The sequence below is a fragment of the Pseudomonas sp. 313 genome (assembly GCF_000316965.1).
Classification (GTDB): domain Bacteria; phylum Pseudomonadota; class Gammaproteobacteria; order Pseudomonadales; family Pseudomonadaceae; genus Chryseomonas; species Chryseomonas benzopyrenica.
Genome location: NZ_ANBZ01000041.1, coordinates 1 through 16,990, shown reverse-complemented (window position 1 = coordinate 16,990; position 16,990 = coordinate 1). Strand labels below are relative to the sequence as shown.

Sequence of the window (16,990 nt, the reverse complement as noted above, 5' to 3'; positions counted from 1 at the left end):
CGGGTGTTTGAACGACAAGACCCTTCAGCCAGAATCCTCTTCCAAAGGAGAATCTTTCGATGAGCGAAAGCGCGGAACTCACTCCGGTCGAACGCAAGATCCTGAGAGCCCTGCAACAGGACGGCCGTCTGAGCAATGCCGAGCTGGCCCGCCAGGTGTCCCTGAGTCCCAGCGCCTGCTGGAATCACACGCGCAAGCTGTTCGACAGCGGCGTCATCACCGGCGTCAGGGCCCATGTGGACCCCAAGGCCGTGCAGCGGGAGACCGCGGTATTGGTAGGGGTGGTGCTGGACCGATCGACCCCGGAATCCTTCCAGGCCTTCGAAGCGGCCGCCCGCGCCCTGCCCCCGGTGTTGGAGTGCTACCTGGTGGCCGGCGACGTCGACTACTTCATCAAGCTCAGGGTCAAGGACATCGCCGCCTTCAATCGTCTGCACAGCGAACGCCTGATCGCCTTGCCCGGCGTGCGCCAGGTGCGCACCTTCTTCGTGCTGAACGAGGTCAAGAGCGAGGGGTTGTTGCCTATCTGATTCGGCGGGTGGCGCTTAGGCAGGGACGGGTGCCGAGCGGCGCCCGTTCAGGATAGCTGTCGGTTTCCGAAGTTGTGACGAAATTTTGGGAATACCTAAACCGGAATCAGCCAATGACAGAAATCGACCCAAAGCAGATATTTGGAGCGGGCAGCCAAAGGGCCCATCGGGGGTGACCGGCAAGTTTATGGCTGAAGCGCCTGCCAAGAACGGCATCAGATTGCCTGGCAATCAGGCGTTACCTCCCTGGCAGCTCGCCTTACCGGCAATGATCCTCACCTAGGGTGCTCATGCCTCAGATGGCAACTTAATCTGACGGTATTCCAGTGGAAGCATGAGTTGATTCTTAAGGTATCTGAGATACCGCTCATCTTCGGTGCTTAACTCCGTCCGGCCAACAGCAACGAGCCTGATTTGGTTCATATCCGGCTGATCCCAGTAATACGCATATTCAAGCAACTGACCGATTGCTTGTCGCAGTACCCTGCGAGTGGAGTAATCCGATTTCACCTCATACAGTATTTTCTGGGTGGGCGTTGTAACCGTGACGTCTACGAAATTTTCTTCGAAAGATATTGAGCCCTCAGGAAACTCTTCAAGCAGCCGCTCATGGAGAGCGGTAACCAGCATCCAATGCTCAGGAGAACATTCTCGACCTGCGCCACCAGATGTAAAATAGCTGTCTTGAACAGGCGGAGTAATTTGTCCTTTTCGTACTGATCTACGAGCGGTAACTGTGCTAGGTAGCTCCGAGGTGTCGGTAATTTTTACGAGCTGATAACGGTTGTTGCGGCTCACTGCGCTACCAGGATTAGCAAATACGTCGTGCGAATACCACTCAAGATCGTCCGGACGGAAGCGAACATTCAATACTTGAGATGCCCAGTCGTCGTTCCCTAGACCGCTCCTATCACCACCGATATTCTCAATTTCTTTAAGCATCCGATCATACCAACCGCGCTTTTTATAGTGCTCCAGAGCTGCGGCCGCTTGAGCACTATCTAGGAATTCGAGATGCCGAATACGAGCGACATAACGCCGGCCAGCCGCTGAGTGCGTGTACAGCACGACATCTGCCACACGATTACCTCGATTTATCCGGTTCTCCCCACCCTTATTCACGCCTTGGATAAATCCGTATTGCCAACCACTAATCTGCCATTCAAAGCGAAACAGCCACTCCTCGTGGCCATACCCATGCATGGAGTGGAAAGAATCTTTTGATTCTGCAGCCGTTCGCGTTGGATATTGCCAGTTCGATGCGTTGTCACAGATGCGTGCGATGTAAGTCATTTGCGGCCTAGCTCAGATAGGCGATGTGCCATCGCGAAGAATCGCAAAATCGAAGATGGTTCGTAAAGCATCACAGTATGGCTCTGGGGGTCAGCATCCTGGATATCTGTATGCGCGAGCAACTGGCGTCGGGTGAACTGGTGAGGGTGCTACAGCCTTGGTGCCCGTCTTTCCCCGGCTTTTATCTCTACGCACCTACACGTGCGCAAATGCCAGCCAAGGTGCGGGCGCTGATCCATTTTTTTTAGAGAAGCGATCCCTGCTGGGCTGACATTGTGGCCGCAGAAACGAAGGCGCGAGTGACTGCTTCTGGCCGGATAGCGACGGCCTCGCAGCCGTCGCCAGGTCATGCGGCTATACCTCTGTCTGTTCGGCCATCTCCAGCGCGTCGTCTACCTCGATGCCAAGGTACCTGACAGTGCTTTCCAGCTTCGTATGGCCCAGTAGGAGCTGTACGGCCCTGAGGTTCTTTGTCCTGCGGTAGATCAGCGACGCCTTGGTTCGCCGCAGGGTATGGGTTCCGTACAAGGCTGGATCCAAACCAATCGCTGTCACCCAGGCTTTGACGATCCGTGCGTACTGCCGGGTGGAAATATGCTCGGAGTGGGCAAGTCTACTTGGGAACAGGAAGTTCTCGCTTCGAAGCTTGGCATGGCGTATCCAAGCCTCCACCGCTGAGCGTGTCTGCTCTGTGATCTCAAACTGCACCGGACGATGAGTTTTTAGCTGCATCACGATAGCTCTCGGTGAGACGTGCTCCCCGTGGGCTATGTCCCGCACGCGCAGCCTGGTGAGGTCGCAGGCGCGCAGCTTGCTATCGATTGCCAGGTCAAAAAGAGCCAAGTCCCTGGTTTTATCCGCAAGCTGGAGTCTGACGCGGATGGCCCAGATATCCCTAATCCAGAGCGGGGCTTTCTGACCAACGAGCTTTCCCTTGTTCCAAGGCTCGTGGCTAACGACTGCTATCGCTTTCATGGCTTGTTCTCCTCAGTGAGGGAGTACAAGCATGGGCCAGACCATGGGACGGAGCTATCCGACCCATCATCCGGCCGCCGAGGCGGAAACGGCCAGCAGCGGTCGTTCAAGCCCGCGTGGTAAGCGCGTGCTATGTGGCGGGTGCTTCCTTTCATTCTGCCAAACTCGATACCTGAAAACGGCTCCACAACATTCGAAACTATAGACAGATCCTCAGAGGACATCTTGGGCCTGTAAACTCCGTTAATGGCGGATGCAGGGAGTGCAGATAAATATGGCAAAGCAAGGTTCTGTAGGTCCCTCTAGGAGCGGTGATCAGTTCCACTATCAATGGGCTGCCCGGCAGTGCCTCGGGCTTCTTACCGGCGAAAATGGCCTAGTGGCGGTGTCGATCGAAGGAGCATCACTGGACGAGGGGGATGCATCTACAAGCGTCGGCGACGAGGTCATTGACGTCGGCCTGTACTACGGGAGCGAGGCCGTTATAGCGGCAACGTCTATCCGCTATGTGCAGCTCAAACACTCGTCCAGGCAAGCGCACACATCCTGGACGGCAAGCGGTCTCAAAGGAACCATCGAAGGTTTCGCTGGGCGTTTCAAGGAGTTGGAGGTATCGCTTGCCTTAGACGTCCTGGCTAATAAGGTTCGGTTCGTTTTTCTGACGAACAGGCCTATGGACGCAGCTGTTCTTGAAGCGTTGGCCGATCTCGCTGCGGGGTCGACAGCGCCGCGGCATCGCGAAATTGACGAGTTGCTGAGACGCTATGCGGCGTCAGCTAGCAGCAACATACAGAGCTTCTTCGCCGCCTTTTCGGTTGAAGCTAGTGAGCCGGATCTATGGGAACAGCGCAACCTCCTGAGTAAGGACCTAAGCGCATACTTGTCCGAACCGGACACCGAGGCTGCACTCCACCTGAAGGAACTGGTCACCCGCCGGGCAACCGATGAGGGAGCGAAGGACCGCTCCGTTCGCCTCTACGACGTACTCCGCGCACTGCGGGTGACCGAAATCGACCTGCTGCCGGCGCCCTCTTTGATCTCAGAACCGAAGCAGGTGCTTCCACGGGAGCAGCAGGTAGGCATCCTAACGACGCTGCTCACCGCACAACGCCCGGTGGTCATCCATGCAGACGGTGGGGTAGGCAAGTCGACTCTTTCTGCTCACCTGGCCCGTGCCATGCCGGCTGGATCAGTGGCGGTTCTGTACGACTGCTTCGGTGATGGTACCTATCGCCAAGCGTTGAAGTATCGCCATCGGTACCGCGATGCCCTCGTTCAGATCGCGAACGAGCTCTCAGGGCAGCAGCTTTGCCTGCCGTTGATTCCGTCCAGCGGCACTGACTCGAAGCAGTTCATGCGAGCCTTTGTATCTCGTCTCAAGCAGGCCATTGATCTTCTTAGAGCCAGCACGCCTCAGGCGAGCCTTTGCGTCATCGTCGACGCGGCCGACAACGCGTACATGGCTGCACATGAGATCAATGAGCGTGCCTTTGTCCATGATTTTATCAACACGGACATGCCCGACGGGGTGCGGTTGGCATTCACATGCCGATCACACCGACGGGGCCACCTGGGAGCTCCGCTGGACGCCATAGTGATCAAGCTAGAGCCATTCTCCAAGACTGAGACTGCCACGCACCTACGGCTGAACTATCCTGAGGCAACGGACGCGGAGGCTGCGGAATTCGCTTTTCTAAGTAGCGATAACCCGCGCGTTCAAGCGCTGGCGATGGAGGGAACCCCTTCCATCGGCAACATGCTGAGGGCTCTGGGGCCAACGCCGACGACGGTTCAACTCGCGATCGGAGGCCTTCTGACCAAAGCCATCGATAGGCTGAAAGCCGAATGGGGACCGACAGAAGCGAAGCAGATAGACCTCATCTGCAAGGGCCTCGCGGTGCTCCGGCCCTTGGTACCCATTTCCATCTTGGCGCAGATCGCTGGCGTTCCTGAGAGCGCCGTCCGTACGTTTGCTACTGAGTTTGGGCGACCACTGTTCGTCAAGGACTCAGGTCTGCACTTCATGGACGAACCGGCAGAGACCTGGTTCAACGAGACATTCAAGCCCGATGCGGCTTCGCTTGATGCGTTTCTTGCAAAACTGAAGCCGCTTGCGTCGACCAGTTCATATGTGGCGGCGGCGCTGCCGCAGTTGCTACTGTCTGCCGGCCGGATGGATGAGCTGATTGCGCTGGCGCTCTCGAATGAGAGCTTGCCTGAGCTCAACCCTCTAGAGCGACGAGACGTCGAGCTGCAACGGCTGATGTTCGCGCTAAGAGCGTGCTTGCAGCAGGGGCGGCATGTTGCCGCCGCTAAGCTCGCGCTGAAGGTCGGTGGCGAGGTAGCTGGCGAGGCTCGACAGAACATGCTCATCCAGCAGAACACTGACATTGCCAGCGTTCTGCTTGCGCCAGATCGCATCGAAGAAATGGTCTCCAGGCGCACGTTCAGCGGCGGATTCCTTGGCTCGTATCACGCGTACGAGGCGGTTCTGCTTGCCGGAAACGATGACCTCATCCCTGAGGCGAGAAGCAGGTTGCGCATGGCCTGGGAGTCATTGATCGCTTGGAGCAAGCTGCCACCCAAACGCCGCAAGGAGGACAAGATCGACGACGCCGATGTCGCCGAGATTGCTATCGGTTTGCTGAGATTGCGAGGCCCTGCCGAGGCCGCGCGCTTCTTGAAAGGATGGAGTCCTAGATCCACCGTACTGAGAACCACGAAGCTCGTTACCGCCCGACTTGCGGACGCCGGCGACTTCAAGCGAATAGATGAACTCGCCGAGCACGCCGACGGGGATGCCTGGATGATGCTGGGCCTGGCTACCGAAGCAGCCCGGGTCGCCCACCTGTTGCCGGTGGAGCCGCTGCGGCACCTGATGGGCATCTTGGCAGATCCTAAGGTCAAGTTACCCGAGGAACATCTCTCATGGAGGTCTGGGAGCAGCGTATTGGAAGGAGTCCGGTCTGCAATCACGCTGGCGCTCCGGTGTCTCCCGCGCGACGATGCGACTTGGGCGGAGATGTTGCGCCGGTATTTGCCAGAAGATCCGCCTCACCAACTCTATGACTTCAATGACGAGCGAGCAGACCTCATTCGGGCCTATGCTCTGGAAGCCGCGCTACGCGGAAAACGCATTGAGTTGATTGATCTGGCGTCCAAGGATATCCGTCTTGAATTAGAGACGAAGGAATCTCCCGTTAAGAGCCAACAAGCGTCCCAGTTGCAGCAAGTGACAGGGGGCCTTCTACCTTGGTTCGTCTTGGCCGCTGAGATCGCCTGTGGCCGCCAGTCTCCCAACCTTGATCACGAAGTTGAGCTTGCGCTGAAACATACGAAGTCTGCGTCATCACGTGACTATCAGCGGAAGTTCAATTGGGAGAAGGCTGTTGCCATCGAGTGGGTACGGATCCTTCGCGATGCGGGCTCCATTAAGCCCGCTCAGATCGCCGCGCTAATTAAGTGGGGCGACAATAGCGACCGCGTCTACTCGAGCACTCTCACGAGGATGTGCCACATCGCTGCGCGAACAGCGGGGATGGGCGATTTCTCACTGCGACTCAGCTCTAAGGCTTTCGATCAGATCACCGCGTCGCGCAGCGACGCGGAGGCACAGGTTGAGGATCTTCAGGAGCTAGCGCGCGCGATCTTTTCCGTGAGCAAGTCGGAAGCGGCTGCTTATTTCGACAAGGCGATCGACATCGCCAGCAAGATCGGAGAAGAACACCTCTCTAGATGGACAACGTTCCTAGAATTGGCGGATGCTGCACATTGCTCGGGTAGGACAAGATCTCGGACCGCCTATCGTTTGGCAAGGATTGCCGAGCTCAGCTACGACCATATGGCCCGAGATAAATACATGGACTGGGATCGCTTGGTCGAGGGCTTGGTCGGTCTTTGCCCTTCATCCAGCCTCGCAATTCTGAGTCGCTGGCGAGACCGAGAGTTCGGCTCTGCTGGCGAGCTTTTTCCCGTTGCAATCTACAGCCTGATCAACCAAGGGCTCTTTCCAAAAAAGGCAGCGGTGGCGCTGAGTGGCACCGAGGCGGGATGGAATCGCGTCAGCGACATCAAAGCGGCCATGGAGGCGGAATCAGACAGCAATCGGAAAAGGGCAATCCTGCAGATTGCCTACCGATTTCTCCGCATCCAGACCCACGAAACGCCCACCTGGCGCGAACTCAAGGTTCTGGCCGACTCCGTGGCGATGCCGCTTCCAGATTTGGAGAGGCTGCTTCAGGCATCTGTGGCCAAAGGAAACGGTGAGTCGGTGACTGCTGCCCGCACGTCCCGGTCGGATCCTCGTAGAGAGGTGCAGAAGCCCGACTGGGATGCCATCTTCAACGGCGTTGATCTCTGCGACTCAGCTGCGGTTGTCGCGGCACGGCGATCGCTCAAGAAGGTTGATGGTCGTTCATACGCTAGTGAGTTCTATGAGCAAGGCTGTAGGCGCGCGAAACTGTCGGAGCTCGACGGATACCTTCGTGCGCTCCAGTCGGATGACGAGTTCAGTGTGTTCAGCTTCATGGAAGTCATCAGGCAGCTCCCCGAGGCGAGCAAGAGGCCCCTGTCCGTCCGCAACGAACTAAAAAAGGCAGCCCTTTTGCTGGCTACAAGCGAACCCAACCGCGTGGGGCGCCGCGGTTGGGCTTATAAGGGTCCATTTGATGGTCTCTATGCAGAGGGCGCCATCGCAGAGAAGGATGTAGCGTCAGCTCGGATCAAGGGATACCTGTCGCAGCTAGACACACTTGATGCGAACGACATGTTCCATCTAGTGGAACCGCTCGCACGGCACTTGACCAGCGACGAGGCCGACGAAGTGTTGAACTTCGGCTTTGACTTGCTCGAAAAGATTCTCGAAAGTGAAGATGGCGATGGCCCGTGGAACGACTCGCTCGCACCGTCATCCTCTTGCGTGGAAGCCTTGGCTGGCTACTTATGGGCGGGTTTAGCGCGCCCTTCCACTGCGGAACGCTGGGAACATGCCCACTGCGTCCGCAACTGTCTTGAGCTCGACTGGCAATCTTTGTTGTCCGCGCTGGCCAATCGCGCATTGGGAGCTGACCCGCAGCCATTTGCCGACCGCGGCCTGGTTTTTTATGAGTGGCATGCCCGCCAATGGCTCTGTATTGCCCTTGCACGGGGCGCCATGGACGTACCTCGCGCCGTTGCTCCTTTTCTCGCGTTCCTAGACTCTTGCGCAAGGGAGCCGCACGTCGTTATCCGGCACTTCGCCTCGGATGCGTTGAGACGCCTGCATGAAGTCCATACGTTGTCGTCGGATTTGCTCGCCATTGCGAACGGCGCAAACCGTGCTGCGCTGCCCAGGGACGTCTACGACCATCGCGAGTACGTGATCGTTGATGACAATGCCTCGGATAACGAAGCCGTGGGCGACGAGAGGTACTTTTTCGGCATCGACATCGGCCCCTATTGGTTGGCTCCGTTGGGCCGCGTCTTCGGTTTGAATCAGCAATCGATCGAGCAACAAGCACGGGCAGTCTTGCGTGGTCGCATGTTGCCAGGGCCTCGCCGTCGCGTCGATGATCAACGTTATGAGCGTGGGCTCTTCCGTGGTAGAGAGACAAGCCACTCGCATGGAAGTATGCCCAGAGTGGAAGATTGCGTCGTCTATCAGTCCTATCACGCCATGATGTTCGTCGCTGGCCAGCTTTTGGAGACAAAGCCGGTACGCCGTCGCGCTGATGAGGAAGAAGATCCGTTCGACGATTGGTTTAGAGGACAGTTGCTCACTCGCGGTGATGACCGGTGGCTTGCAGACCGGCGCGATCCCGAGATACTGAAGGTCGCATCGTCGGGTAGCGATCGATCTGATGCCTCATGGTGCTGGCAAGTCGATAGACAGTACTTGGATGACCAACTGAGAACAGACGACGGCATGACGGTCCTCTGGGGGCATTGGACGACCACCAATGCGGTTAATGGTGAAACGGTGTCGGTCAGGTCTGTACTCGTTCCTTCGTGCCATGCGGCTGCTCTTCTAACCGCTATGCAGACGAGCCCTTGCCCAGGAGACATTTATCTTCCAGACGCGGATCACTTCGACCATCGAGAGCAGGTTGATGATCCAGAGCTGAGGCTGTTCGGCTGGGTCAAGTCGGGAAGCGACTCGTTGAGCCTTGATGAATATGACCCATGGGCTGGCAAGGTGGCCAACCCGGGCCCGCAGCCTTGTCAAGAAATCCTCAATGCCCTGAATCCGATGACAGATCCAGACGCGCGATCGTGGACGCTACCAGACGGTGGCAGGGCTAGAAGCGAATCGTGGTCGCGCAGCACGGGCTACGGTGAGGAGCGCGATGTGCTGACCGGCACTCGGCTCAGCGCCGACGACAAGTTCATTCATACACTGTTGGATGGGCATCCAAACACATCTCTGATCGTCTGCGTCAAGGTCCGCCGCAAGCCACCGAAAGACGAGACAGCCAGCGATGACTACTCCTCCTACAACTATCCCTACAACTGCTACTACATGATCGGACACGATGGAATCACTAGATCGCTCTAAGGCTGTCATCGAGCTCGGCAAGCGGATCGTTGCCGGCTTGATGCTTGGCGACGATGTCACTGCTCAATGGATGGCACACCTAGTAGCCGAGAAAATCTCCGCTGCTGAGAATGCGTCGGAAACTCTGCGAGATTCAGCGCTGGCAGAGTGCATGGATGTCATCCTGAAACTTTGGGGACACCGGTACACATTGCCTCCGTACATGCGACCTTTGAGGGAGCTAGAACCGCTGCTGTGCACGCTTAATTCCTTAGGCGTGAATGAGGCAGATGAATTCAGGTTTTTCGCGCGCCCGCCTCGCGCCGAAGAGCTTGAAGGCGCCAGAGAGGACGAGAAGAAGCTCTTCGAGTTTGCGATCGGTATTGATCAGGCAGCCAGGGAGCTGATCCGTTACGCACTCAGCGTTGCCGCCGAACGATCAGTCAACGTGGTCAAACCATGGCTAGAGGAGGTCGTAAAGGGTAGCTTGGAGGCAACCGTAGAATTGCGGGTCTCAAAATTTGTCGCAGAAGGCCTGCTAGAGAGTCAAAAAGAGGAAAATAGACAGGCCATGCTTGATCGAGCTGATCGGCTAGAGAGTTTTGCGAAAGTAGCTTTATCTCTATCTTGCGAGATGAGGGAGATGCTTCCGCAAGATACAGAGGAGTCGGGGGACTGAGAAGAAAGGTCCGGCGATCCAGCGAAGCGGTTAACGTCGCCGCACCTAGAGCTCCTGAGAAAGTTAGATCAGGATGGCGAAAAACAGGATATTGATTATCTTGTTGATCACTTAGGGGCTGGTGGACTAATTAAATTTGAGGATGGCGAGCTGACCGGGTGGATACCTTGATGGTCACGTAAGTCCTGAAATTTGTACGACTTTTCCTTAAGACTGATCGTTGTACGCATACAAGTGCTTGGCGCTGAGGCTGAACCGTCTATGGCACCCTTTGCCAAATTGATGCAGCCAATCTTTTCCGGGCTGGGATAGGCGTCGCTATCTTCCAGCCTGACTTACCCGACTTCAGACTTACAGAACAGTCTCCGGGTGAACGGCTGCTGTCAGCCTGACCCAGCATTGCGGCCGACCGCTCTTAGCCGGTAGCTGCCCACCGCCAACGGCAGCTTTGGGTCGAGAGCAGGCCTTCGAGCTGTTCCCACCTATTAAAGGCCATCCCTAAAAATTGTTCACGGAAAATTCCGCAGGCAGTCGCAGCAATTTCGAAAATCTAAAGCCTCCAATTATGGCCCTCGCCGGCTAGGAGTCGCACCAGTTTCGGAAACCTACAAGAGCATCAAGCCTTTACGGCTAGAGCCAGGATGGTGGCCACCAGCGCCTGGGTGCGCGGGACCAGGGTGTCGAGCACCAGAAACTCGGCGTCGGTATGCACCTTGCCGCCAACCGGACCCAGGCCACAGAGGGTGGGCACACCCAGGCTGGCGGTAAAGCCGGAGTCGGCGCAACCGCCGGTGAACTCCCCCTCCACGCTGAAGCCGAGCGCCTGCGCCTCGCGCTGGTAGAGCGCCAGCAGGTCACGGCTCAGGTGCTCTTCCATGGGCAGGAACAGGCCGGTGGTGGTGACGCTGGCCCGGGTTCCCGGTAGCTCTTCCTCGGCGACGATGGCCTCGATGCGCTTCTGCAGTTCGGGCCAGTCCGCCAGGGCGACGAAGCGCACGTCCAGGCGCGCGGTGGCGCTGGGCGCGACGGTATTGCTGGAGGTACCGCCCTCGATGAGACCGACATTGGCGGTGATGTCACGCTCGTAGTCGGTCAGGGCGTGCAGCTTGACCACCTTGAGCGCCAGGGCCTGGATGGCGCTGGCGCCCTCGGCGTGGTTGACCCCGGCGTGGGCGGCGCGGCCGTTCACCCTAAGGGTCAGGCTGGCACCTCCCTTGCGCGCCTTGACCACGTTGCCGCTGACCCGCCCGGGTTCGCAGTTCAGTACCGCCCGGGCCGCGCGCGCCGCGGCCTCCAGGTGCGGACGCGCCGTGCCGGAGCCGATCTCCTCGTCACCGGTGTAGAGCACCCGTACCGGAAATGGCAGCTCGCCGGCGCGCTTCAGCGCGCGCAGTGCAAAGCAACTCGCCACCAGGCCACCCTTCATGTCCGCGACACCAGGACCATAGGCTTGGTGGGCATCCTGGGTAAAGCCGCGGCTGGCCACGGTACCCGGCGGAAAGACGGTGTCGCGATGGCCCAGCAGCAGCACCGCGGCACCCGTGGCGGGCCCCACCTGGGCGGCGATGACGTCACCGAAATCGTCCACCGGCGTCCGGGTGACCTCAATGCCGTCTTCGGCCAGGGCGGCGGTGAGCACGGCGCCGACGGCATCCACGCCGGCCTTGTCGTAGCTGTTGGAATCGGTATCGACCAGGCGTTGCAGGAGACGGGTCATCGGCTCGCGCTGGGTGGCGAGCCACTCCAGGGCAGTAGTCTTGGCAAGGGACATCAGCTGCGGCTCCAGCGATCGCCTAGGTCCCAGAACAGCCCGGCCATGAGTTGCAGCCCCTGCCGCACGACCGGGGCCAGGAGATGCTCGTTGGGCGCGTGCTGGGAGCAGGCGGGATAGGAATGAGGTACCCAGAGGGTGGGCAGTTCGAGAATGTCGGCAAAGATGTCATTGGGCAAGCCGCCGCCGAAATTGGGCAGCAAGGCGGGCTTTGCGCCCAGGGTGTGGGTCAGGGACGTCAGGGCCCAGTCCACCCAGGGATTCTCCGGGTCCAGGCGCGAGGCGTGGAGGATCTCGTCTTTGGCACGGGTGACCCGCACCGCGGCGAAACCCTGCTCGGCCAGGTGCGCCTCGATGAGCGGGATGAAGGTCGTGCAGTCGCAACCGGCGACGAAGCGGATCTGGCAGTGGGCACGGGCGGTGCCGGGAATGGCATTGACCGGTGCCTCGGGATTGCCGGTGGTGAAGGCCAGCAGTTCGAAGGTGTTCCAGCCGTAGACGCGTTCGGCCGGGGTCAGCCCGGGCTCGCCCCAGAGGGGATCGATGGCCGGATCGCCCGGCGCGCCGCCCACGTCGATGTCGGCCAACGCCCTACGCACCGGTGCGGGCAGCTCGGTGGGCTTGAGCCCCGCGACCTGGATCTGGCCCCGGGCATCCACCAGGCTAGCCAGGGCATGGGCGAGAATGATGCCGGGATTGGCCAGCAGACCGCCCCAGTTGCCGGAGTGATGGCCGCCTTCGCGCAGGTCCAGGTGCAGGTCGAAATTGAAGGTGCCCCGGGCACCCAGGAACAGCGTTGGCCGGGATGCCGAAACCCGCGGACCGTCTGAGGCGATGAACAGGTCGGCGGCCAGGGCCTGACGCTGCTCCTGGCAGAAGGTGCGCAGGCCGACCGAGCCGATCTCCTCGCCCATCTCCAGCAGCAGCTTGACGTTGTAGCCCAGGCGTCCGCCGCGGGCGGCGATTACCTGTTCCAGCGCCGCCAGGTTGAGCAGGTGCTGGCCCTTGTTGTCGGCGGTGCCGCGGCCGTACCAGCGCTCGCCCTGCTCCACCAGGGTCCAGGGCGCAAGGCCTTCGCGCCAGCGGCTGGCATCGCCACGCACCACGTCACCGTGGCCATAGCTGAGCAGGGTCGGCAACGCCGGATCCTCGATCCGCTCGGCGATCAGCAACGGTCCCTTACCGGCGACCGGATTGTCCAGCTGCCGGCTGGTGAAGCCGAGACTGGCCACATAGGGGGCGATGAACTCATTCAGGTAGCGCTGCAGCTCCGCCTGGCGCTCGGGTTCCTGGCTTTCGGTGGGATGGGCCACGGCGGTGGCGAGCCGGGCACGGAAGGCGCCGCTGTCGAAGTGCGCGGCGGCAAGCTCAAGGGCATGGGTACGGCTGGTCATGGCGGACTCCGGGGTCAGGCGGGTTCTGGCAGGTGGCAGCGCTTGCTGCCGCCGGGGATGGTTTCGCGCTCCGGATAGCGCTCGGCGCAGGGGCCGAAGCAGCGCGGGCAGCGGGGATGGAAGGCGCAGCCGCTGGGCGGCGAGATGGGATTGGGAAAGCTGCCACCCAGGCCCAGCGCCGGGAGCCCCAGCGCCGGATCCGGGGTGAGCACCGCATCCAGCAGCGCCCGGGTATAGGGATGCGCCGGCTGGGCGAACAGCGCCGCCCGCTCGCGCTCCTCGACGATCTTGCCGAGGTACATCACCGCCACCCGGTCGGCCAGGTGCTCCACCACCGCCAAGTTGTGGCTGATGAGCAGATAGGTCAGGCCGAATTCACGCTTGAGTTCCAGCAGCAGATTGAGGATCTGCGCCTGCACCGAGACGTCCAGCGCCGAGGTAGGTTCGTCGCAGATCAGCACGTCCGGGCGCATCACCAGGGCGCGGGCGATGGCCACCCGCTGGCGCTGGCCACCACTGAGCTGGCCGGGATGGCTGTCGGCCGCGCGACGCGGCAAGCCCACCACGTCGAGCATCTCCGCGACCCGCCGTTGCTGTTCGGCGGGCGTGCCCAGGCCATGCACCTTTAGCGGCAGCGCCACGATCTCGCGCACCGTCTTGCGCGGATTGAGCGACGAATAAGGGTCCTGGAAGATCGGCTGGATGTGCCGGGCCATGCGCTTGCGATCCACTCCACGCAGGTGCTCGCCGCCTATCAGGATGTCGCCGCTTGTGGGCGCCAGCAGCCCCAGCAGCAGCTTGGCCAGGGTGCTCTTGCCGCACCCCGATTCCCCCACCAGACCCAGGGTCTCGCCGCGATGGAGCCGCAGCGAAATGCCATCCACCGCCTTGAGGGTGGCCGGCGGGCGGAACAGGCCGCGACCCAGGGTGAATTCGCGGCGGATGTCGCACAGCTCCAGGGCGATCTCGCGGCTCATCGCACACCTCCGACCCGGCGCAGGGGCTCGCTGGGCAGGGCAAAATGACAACGCGCCAGGTGCGCGCCCTCCTCCAGCAAGGGCACGCTGTCGGCGCAGGCCGCCACCGCCTGCGGGCATCTATTGCGAAAGGCGCAGCCGTGCTGTTCGCCGACTAGGCTGGGGACCAGGCCGGGGATGGCGCCCAGCGGCTGCCCGGGACGGGTCCGGCCCGGTACCGGGATGCTCGCCAGCAGCCCACGGGTATAGGGGTGTCGGGGGGCGGCGAACAGCTCGGCGGCCGGTGCCTGCTCGACGATCTGGCCGGCATACATGACCGCTACCCGATCGGCGATGCGCGCCACCAGCCCCAGGTCGTGGGTGATGAAGACGATGGCCGTGCCGAATTCCCGCTGCAGATCGCGCAACAGGTGCAGGATCTGCGCCTGGATGGTGACGTCCAGCGCCGTGGTGGGTTCGTCGGCGATGATGAGGTCCGGCTCGCACAGCAGCGCCATGGCGATGGCCACCCGCTGGCGCAATCCGCCACTGAGCTGGTGCGGATACTGGCGCAGGCGCTCGCCGGCGTTGCTGATGCCGACCTTTTCCAGCATGGCCTCCGCGCCTGCCCAGGCGGCCTTGCGATCCAGCCTGCGGTGGCGCCGTAGCACCTCGGCGAGCTGGTCGCCAATGCTGTAGGCCGGATTGAGGGCGGTCATGGGCTCCTGGAAGATCATCGCCAGGCGATTGCCGCGCAGGTCGCGCATGCCCTTTTCGCCCAGCGTCAGGAGGTCGTGCTCGCCCAGCGTCAGGCGCGCCGCCTGGCGCCGGGCCTGGCGCGGCAGCAGATCCATCAGCGCCAGGGAGGTGAGCGACTTGCCGCAGCCGGATTCGCCCACCAGGCAGAGCATCTCGCCCCGCTCCACCTGCAGGTCCAGGCCGCGCACGGCGTGCAGGGTGTCGTCCCCCAGGGGGATATCGATGCGCAGGTCTTTAACGTCGAGCAGTGCCATGGTCAGTCCTCCGCTTAGTTGCGCCCGCTGGGCGCGGCCAGGTCCCGGATACCGTCACCGACCAGATTGATGGCCAGCACCAGCAGCATCAGGGCGACACCGGGAATGGCGATCACCCAGGGCGAAAAGAACATGTAGGGCTTGCCTTCGGCGATCATCAGGCCCCAGGACGGCAACGGCGGCTGCACGCCCACGCCGAGAAAGGACAGGGTTGCCTCCAGCAGGATGGCGTGGGCCATCTCCAGGGTAATCACCACGATCAGCGCCCCCAGCACGTTGGGCAGGATCTCGCCGACGATGACCCGCCAGGGCGAACAGCCCAGCGCCTGGGCGGCGGCGACGTATTCGGCGTCGCGGATCTGCTGCACGGCGGCGCGCACCACCACGGCGAAGCGATCCCACAGCAGGCAGCCGAGCAGGATCACCACCACCTGCAGCGAGCCACCCACCAGGGAGGCGGCGGCCAGGGCTACCATCACCACCGGCAAGGCCAGGCGGGTGGTCACCAGGTAGCTCACCAGGGCGTCGACCTTGCCGCCGTAGTAGCCGGCGAGCACCCCGAGCAAGGTGCCGATGGCGCCGGAGATGAGCGCCGCGGCGAGACCGATGAACAGCGAGATGCGCGCGCCATAGAGCAGCCGGGAGAGATAGTCGCGACCGAGTTTGTCGGTGCCCAGCGGATGGGCCCAGGTGCCCTTGGCCATCCATACCGGTGGTTTCATCCGCTGCATCACGTCCTGGGCATAGGGGTCGTGGGGCGCCAGCCAGGGCGCGGCCAGGGCGGCGAAGACGATGACGACGAGCAGTACGGCGCCGAGGGCGAAACCGCGGTGGCCGAACCAGCGGCGCAGCTGGCGGCCCAGGGTCGGCCGCGGGGGCAGATAGTCGTCGAGCACGAAGGGATTGGCGACGGTCATGGGGCCTCCTAGCGCACGCGAATGCGCGGGTCGAGCAAGGCGTTGAGCAGATCGGCCACCAGTGTCAGCACGATGTAGATCAACGCGATCAAGAGGACGATGGCCTGCACCACCGGGAAGTCGTTGCGGGCGATGGCGTCCCAGGCCAGCTGGCCGATGCCCTGCAGCGAGAACACCGCCTCGATCACCACCGAGCCGCCCAGCATGAAGCCGAACTCCACGGCGGCCAGGGCCACCACCGGGATCAGCGCATTGCGCAGGGCGTGCTTGAACAGCACCCGCGCCGGACTCAGGCCCTTGGCCCGGGCGGTGCGGATGTAGTCGGCGCCCAGCACATCGAGCATCCCGGCACGGGTCAGGCGCATCAGCGAGGGGGTGGCGTAGTAGCCCAGGGCAACCGCCGGCAGGATGAAGTGCTGCCAGCTGGTATTGCCCGACACCGGCAGCCACTTGAGGGTCACGGCAAAGACCACGATCAGCACCAGGGCGAACCAGAAGCTGGGCATGGCCTGGCCGAAGGTCGCCAGGGTCAGCGCCAGGCGGTCGATCCAGGTGTCGCGCTTGACCGCGGCCAGCACCCCGAGCGGGATGGCGATGAGCAGCGCCACCAGCAGCGCGATGGCGCCCAGGGTCAGGGTGATGGGCAGGCGACTGGCGATGAGATCCCGTACCGACTCCTGGAAGAAGAACGACTGCCCCAGGTCCAGCCGCAGCAACTGCCCGACCCACTCGACGTACTGGGTCGCCAGGGGCTTGTCGAGTCCGTGTTGATGACGCACCACCTCGATCTGTTCGGCGGTGGCCTCGGGGCCGGCGATGGCGGTGGCCAGATCGCCGGACAGGTGCAGCAGGAAGAAGCTGATGAGGGAAACGGTAAAGGCCACGGCCAGGGCGATACCCAGGCGGCGCAGGAGGTATGCGGACATATTCGGCTCCTCGGCTAAGAACCTG

The 16,990-nt window shown here is 61.4% G+C and carries 11 protein-coding genes; 3 read left to right on the top strand and 8 right to left on the bottom strand.

Going from position 1 to position 16,990, the window contains the following annotated elements:
• The first annotated feature begins 59 nt into the window (after positions 1 to 59).
• Positions 60 to 530, top strand: a complete 471-nt coding sequence (locus C722_RS0109035) for an Lrp/AsnC family transcriptional regulator (RefSeq protein ID WP_017640202.1) — start codon at positions 60 to 62, stop codon at positions 528 to 530.
• Positions 531 to 818: 288 nt separating this feature from the next.
• On the opposite strand, the gene C722_RS26160 is transcribed toward C722_RS0109035, so the two are convergent.
• Together C722_RS26160 and C722_RS0109025 are read right to left on the bottom strand one after the other, a co-directional pair.
• A complete protein-coding gene (locus tag C722_RS26160; RefSeq protein ID WP_157225819.1) occupies positions 819 to 1,823 on the bottom strand; it encodes a hypothetical protein in 1,005 nt (334 codons plus the stop codon).
• Between the two features lie 354 nt (positions 1,824 to 2,177).
• Entirely contained in the window at positions 2,178 to 2,798 is a 621-nt protein-coding gene (locus C722_RS0109025; protein WP_017640200.1) for a tyrosine-type recombinase/integrase, read from the bottom strand.
• A 274-nt stretch (positions 2,799 to 3,072) separates the two neighbouring features.
• Here C722_RS0109025 and avs3a point away from each other — a divergent pair, with 274 nt between their 5' ends.
• Both avs3a and avs3b read left to right on the top strand, forming a co-directional pair.
• Complete coding sequence (gene avs3a, locus C722_RS0109020; RefSeq protein ID WP_026083746.1) at positions 3,073 to 9,330, top strand: AVAST type 3 anti-phage nuclease/ATPase Avs3a; 6,258 nt, start codon at positions 3,073 to 3,075, stop codon at positions 9,328 to 9,330.
• Positions 9,308 to 9,988 (top strand): AVAST type 3 anti-phage proein Avs3b, encoded by a 681-nt coding sequence (gene avs3b, locus C722_RS0109015; protein ID WP_017640198.1) that lies wholly within the window; start codon positions 9,308 to 9,310, stop codon positions 9,986 to 9,988. The genes avs3a and avs3b overlap by 23 nt, the downstream gene beginning before the upstream one ends.
• Before the next feature lie 616 nt (positions 9,989 to 10,604).
• Here the strand turns inward: avs3b and C722_RS0109010 are convergent.
• From C722_RS0109010 to C722_RS0108985, 6 genes are read right to left on the bottom strand one after another with little or no spacing between them, the layout of a single operon-like run.
• Positions 10,605 to 11,759: a M20 family metallopeptidase gene (locus C722_RS0109010; protein ID WP_017640197.1), complete on the bottom strand. Its 1,155-nt coding sequence runs from the start codon at positions 11,757 to 11,759 to the stop codon at positions 10,605 to 10,607.
• A complete protein-coding gene (locus C722_RS0109005) occupies positions 11,759 to 13,153 on the bottom strand; it encodes a M20 family metallopeptidase (RefSeq protein ID WP_017640196.1) in 1,395 nt (464 codons plus the stop codon). The genes C722_RS0109010 and C722_RS0109005 overlap by 1 nt, the downstream gene beginning before the upstream one ends.
• Before the next feature lie 14 nt (positions 13,154 to 13,167).
• Entirely contained in the window at positions 13,168 to 14,130 is a 963-nt protein-coding gene (locus C722_RS0109000; RefSeq protein WP_017640195.1) for an ABC transporter ATP-binding protein, read from the bottom strand.
• Positions 14,127 to 15,122 (bottom strand): ABC transporter ATP-binding protein, encoded by a 996-nt coding sequence (locus C722_RS0108995; RefSeq protein ID WP_017640194.1) that lies wholly within the window; start codon positions 15,120 to 15,122, stop codon positions 14,127 to 14,129. The genes C722_RS0109000 and C722_RS0108995 overlap by 4 nt, the downstream gene beginning before the upstream one ends.
• Positions 15,123 to 15,136: 14 nt before the next feature.
• The gene (locus C722_RS0108990) at positions 15,137 to 16,039 is read right to left on the bottom strand and encodes an ABC transporter permease (RefSeq protein ID WP_017640193.1); all 903 of its coding nucleotides are present in this window, start codon (positions 16,037 to 16,039) and stop codon (positions 15,137 to 15,139) included.
• Between the two features lie 8 nt (positions 16,040 to 16,047).
• Entirely contained in the window at positions 16,048 to 16,965 is a 918-nt protein-coding gene (locus C722_RS0108985; RefSeq protein ID WP_017640192.1) for an ABC transporter permease, read from the bottom strand.
• Between the last annotated feature and the right edge of the window lie 25 nt (positions 16,966 to 16,990).